Source organism: Pseudoalteromonas sp. TAE79, assembly GCF_000498015.1.
Classification (GTDB): Bacteria; Pseudomonadota; Gammaproteobacteria; order Enterobacterales; family Alteromonadaceae; genus Pseudoalteromonas.
This window is the reverse complement of sequence record NZ_AUTL01000180.1, coordinates 1-5,076: the sequence shown is the minus strand read 5'-3', so window position 1 is coordinate 5,076 and position 5,076 is coordinate 1. Positions and strand designations below refer to the sequence as shown.

The window sequence follows — 5,076 nt, the reverse complement described above, 5'->3', positions numbered from 1 at the left end:
ATTCCCCCAAGGTGTTAACGGTCCTATTCAATATGGTGTTGGTGTGAAAGCCCATGCGGTTTACTTATCACAATATCAATTACTCCCTTATAACCGCATTGAAGAATACTTTAGTGACCAACTAGGTATTCCGATCAGTGCCGGCAGTTTATTTAACTTTAATGAACAAGCAGCGGCACTAGTAAAGTCATCGGGCGCAGAAGGTATCATCAAAGCGGCATTACAAAGCCCGCATCAAACTTTGCATGTTGATGAGACTGGCATTAATATCGGCGGTAAACGGCGATGGCTTCATGGTGCATCAACGACTTGGTGGACTTATTTTTATCCTCATGAAAAAAGAGGAAAAATAGCGATGGATGAGGCCGGTATTTTACCGCACTTTACCGGTGTGCTATGTCATGACCATTGGAAGCCATATTATCAATATACCCAATGCCAACATGCATTATGTAATGCTCACCACATCCGAGAATTAGAAAGGGCTTGGGAGCAAGACGGCATGCAATGGGCGAAGGATATGCAAACCTTACTTAAAGAAATGAATAAAGCTCAAATAGATAATCCCGACCTAGATAAAGGGGCTAAACAGAAATATCGTGAGCAATATCAAAAAATATTGCTTCAAGGTGACGCTAAATGTCCACCACCAGAAAAAAGTAGCCGAGTGGAAGGTCAGCGAGGCCGATTAAAGCGAACCAAATCCCGAGCATTATTGGAACGACTAAGAGATTATCAAGATGATGTTTTACGTTTCATGATGAGCACTGGCGTGCCATTTACCAACAACCAAGGCGAGAATGATATTAGGATGACCAAGGTTCATCAAAAAATATCGGGGTGTTTTAGAAGTAAGCAAGGAGCTGAAATGTTCTGCTTGCTGAGAAGCTATTTATCGACTTGCAGAAAACAATATGTATCTGCAAGCCTAGCCCTTGAGTTATTATTCAAAAATCAGCTGCCTGATATATTCATTTCAGATGAGGCTGAATAGTTACCTAAGTTTTACAGTAATTTAGCTGCAACAGCGCTAGCAGACAAACAGCTGGATATTGCTTACTCACTTATTCTACAAGCAAACAAATACACTCCCAATGATCCTGAATTATTTAATATAGCGGGCATTTTGCATCGTCGGGCAGGTGATTTACAAAGCGCTAAAAATATCTATCAAACAGCACTTAGTAATAATGAAATAAGCATTAATTTAATCAGCAACTATCAGCTTTTAGCTAAAAAATTAGGCGACAAAGAGCTTGTCAAAGAGCTCACGTCACAATTAGTTAATAAAGAAAAAGACCCATATGAATTACTAGTAATCGCTAAAAACAACTTACAAGCTGGCCATGCTCATCAGGCTAAAGCACACCTTGAGCAAGCTATTACTAAAGCGCCTTACATTGCTGAGTTATACTTGGAACTCGCAAAAGTTCGCTATCAACAAGGTAATATTAAACAAACACAAACCTTGCTTGAGAAAGCTATCGAACTAGAACGTGATAACCAAAAAATCGATGTATATCAAGCTAAGTTACTATCCTTGCAGATGGATGAGTAACTTAGCCAATTGATATTTATAGCGAATAATAAAAGCTTAGCCACGCTCGCATTTCATCTTCAAAACTATCGCCTTCTACTCGCGACAGTCCCATATTAAATATTAAGTCATTTATACCAGCAGGCCCCATTCCAAAACTAAAATCACCTTGGTGTTTTATCCCGTAACTTTGTGCATATACGGTGCCGTCGAGTTGATGCTGCTTGTAATAAAGCCACGGCATGCCTTCTTTAAAGCTAAAGCCGCCACCGTAACCTTGATAGCGCTTTGCAGCTGCGCTATAAAAAGGCAGCTCAGATGAAAGTACATATTCACTATTTTGCTGCTGATTAATAAGATTTGAGCTAAAGCCACCTAATGCAAGGCTGCTGTCATCACGTTGTTTTTGAGAAAAATTTGCATAAAGAGGAATACCAAACGCTTTACCAAAAATTTTGGCGACTAAATCGTAACCTTGCCAACTATTACTTTTACTACTGCCATCGTACCAACTTGCATAAAGGCTTTGGCCTATCACAAAGTCTTGACGATCATATTGCCAACTTTGGGCAACGCCTAAGCGCGTCCAATTTTTATGGCGTTGTTTATAATCAGTGTAATTGTAGGCAAGCTCCGGCGTTAAACTTAGCTGCCCAAATTTAACAGGGTAACTTATTGCAGCAAAACCACCACGGGCATCCATATCTGCATTTAGCCTTTGTTGATACTGGCGCGATGTATTTAAATTATAGTCAAACAGTGCAAGTTTCAGTTTTACATCAAGCGCATTATATTTTGCCTGCACATAACCACCGTGCAGTGCTCCATCGTGTAAATCAGTGCTATATCCTGCTTGCAAGTCGAGCTGTTTTAATAAATCGCTACTTTTAATACTTAAATCTAACAAACTGGTAGAAGCCGAATAATACTGCGCCCCTAGTGCAAAAGTAGCGTGCTGGTCGAGCACGTTGTAATTTGTTTGCTGCGTTGTTTGGTGCGTATATACTTTAGCTTTTGGAAGCGTATGTTCGTTTACAATGAGCAGCGGTGCTTTTTTATTAGCCGAAAATTCAGTAACTACAGTGCTGTTTATAGCTTTTGGCAATGTTTTTACATTTGGCCCATCTGCGGTTATCGAAAAATAGAGTAACGAGCCATCAGCCATTTCAATCGGGTGAGCAACGGCTTCCTGCCCCTGAGTTAACTTGCTGAGTGTTTTACTCTCTATGTTGTAGTTATAAATATCAGTAGCGCTATTTAAGCCTGCAACAAAGTAAAGTGACTCACCATTATGGCTAAAGCTAGGCTGACTTAAATATTGATACCCGTTTGGCATAGGTATTAATTGCTGCTTATTACTACCCACATCTTGTATATACAATTGCCAGTTTTCATTTAATGACGTTGATAAATAAGCTAATTTAGTTTCATCAGGACTGAGTATTGGGTAATCGTAAGTTGTCTCAAGGCTTTTTGTAAATAATGGTGTGGTGGTTTGCGTATTGAGATCAACCTTTACTAATTCAGAGTAGCCACCTCTTATTTGCTCGCCATACAAGGTTTCACCGTTACTGGTTACGCTAAATCGTCGTATACCAGCAAGCTTGGTAAGCTGTGTAATATTTCCAGTGTCAGTGTTATAGCTAAATATGTCTGACACTTTATTATAAATACCCGACTCTTCATTGCTGTACGCATTAAAATATAACGTTGTGCTATTTACCCATTGCGGGTTTGCAATACCGGCTCGATTAATTTGATTAAGCACTTGTTTTTGTTCGCGCTTAAACACACTTGGCGCTGTATCGGGGATGTCTTGTGCATCGTTTTTGAGTAGCTCTTTTTGCGCTTTAGTAAACTCCTCTTGCGCCTTTATGTTGTCGTCCGTGCTATAAATTATAAGCTTGGTATTGCTCTCTTTGTCTCGCTCAACAATTGCAATTTTACTACCATCTTTTGAAAGTGCAGGGTTACTTGCATATAAGTTAAGTTCAAGCCAAAGTTCACTATTAAGTAACGGCTCTCCTTGTTCTATTTGCATTGCTTTATAGGTATATTCAGCTATAAATCGGCGATATAGCTTGGCTGCACTTTGCCCAAACACACCGCTAAATGCCTCATCAAAGTCACGCGTTTTTACGCCTTGCATTCGCGTCCAAACACTATCGAGTGTTTGCTCTGAATAGTTTTGCTCTAGCCAATTTAAAAAGCGACTACCCATTAAATACGCCATTGAGCCGCCCATAAAGCCCTGCTCGCCATTTAATTGCCCATAGGTTGGCAAAGCACCTTGCTGAGCAAATTCTCGCAGTATTGACTCTGAGTAGTTATCAAATAAACGCCCACGGCCCGTCATTTTAGACTCAATCAATGTGGCATAACCTTCGGCTACCCAGCGCGGTGTATCACTGTAAGTTAAGTCGTATAAATCCCATATGCCACGTACTTTTTGCTGCCAGTGATTGCGTGTAGGCTGTGCTAAATGCACTAAGTGAATATATTCATGCAGTACAAGTAACTGCTGCCAGCCAGCGCTGTTTGATATAACGGTGTCGGATTGTGGTGGGGTTGTAAAAAGTGCCATTACAGGATTATTTGAGGTAGGTAGCGCAAAGCCATTTGCCGCATTTAGGGGATCAAACACTACTACATCAACTGTTTTATCAAGTGTTCGGTTTTGCTGCTCAAGCACTTTGGTGCGTACTATTTCAAGCTCTGCTGCAGTTGATTTAGCAAAGTCAGCATGCTCAACACTGTAGTGAATGTTGAAATGTTCGGTATGAATAGTTTGCCAATCGGCTGCAAAGATCGGTGCTGCTAGTAATAAAGCTGATGCGATAAGTGTTTTTTTCATGAGCGTCCCTAAAATAATTCCTTAATATCATCTAGGGTATTATTAAATGTCTTTCATGGGCAGTAAGAAAATGTAATAAAACATGTGAAAATGGGTATTTACACATGTTTTATTAGGGTATTTTACATCCAGCTGCGAGTATCTGACTCAATCTGCTTAATTGTAAAATCAATAATAAAGTCAGCATCTTGCTGCTTTATGTAGGGCATAAATACAAAGCCTGAAGCAAGTTGTATATACAGGCTTTTTAAGCCTGACTTTCTCATTAGGTACGTACTTATACTGCGCGCACTTTGCGCTTTATAAAGCTCAAAAACACGGTAATGAACGCCAATCATACCTTTGCGTACAACCATGTAAAATCGACCATTATCCTCATGCATGTAATAACCATAACGCTGATACGATAAAGTTACCAAGCCAGAAAACACCACCAAAACACCAAGGCTTATCAAAGTATTAATATCAGCAATAAAACAAAAGCCAAACACTAATACACTCGGTAGCAATGAATAAAAGCCTAAATTTTTATACAAAAGCGCTCGCTCTGCGTGCTTAAAAGCGAGTTTTTTACTATTAAACCACGGGTAAATCCATTGGCATACACTATCAACTTGTTCGCTATTTAATACAGGTAATACCAAGGTTTGTTTATTTTTTTTAGCCGCAACACCGGCTGCTATTC

2 protein-coding genes and 2 pseudogenes are annotated in these 5,076 nt (G+C 39.7%); 2 read left to right on the top strand and 2 right to left on the bottom strand.

The window, feature by feature from the left end:
• Together L655_RS0113790 and L655_RS0113785 are read left to right on the top strand one after the other, a co-directional pair.
• On the top strand, nt 1-994 hold a 994-nt coding region (locus L655_RS0113790), incomplete at its 5' end, for an IS66 family transposase (RefSeq protein ID WP_024604091.1).
• A gap of 6 nt (nt 995-1,000) precedes the next feature.
• Nucleotides 1,001-1,558: pseudogene (locus tag L655_RS0113785) on the top strand (tetratricopeptide repeat protein); the annotation flags it as partial.
• A gap of 16 nt (nt 1,559-1,574) precedes the next feature.
• Here the strand turns inward: L655_RS0113785 and L655_RS0113780 are convergent.
• Together L655_RS0113780 and L655_RS0113775 are read right to left on the bottom strand one after the other, a co-directional pair.
• Complete coding sequence (locus L655_RS0113780; RefSeq protein ID WP_024605336.1) at nt 1,575-4,391, bottom strand: PD40 domain-containing protein; 2,817 nt, start codon at nt 4,389-4,391, stop codon at nt 1,575-1,577.
• Nucleotides 4,392-4,513: 122 nt separating this feature from the next.
• Nucleotides 4,514-5,076, bottom strand: a pseudogene (locus L655_RS0113775) (stress protein); the annotation flags it as partial.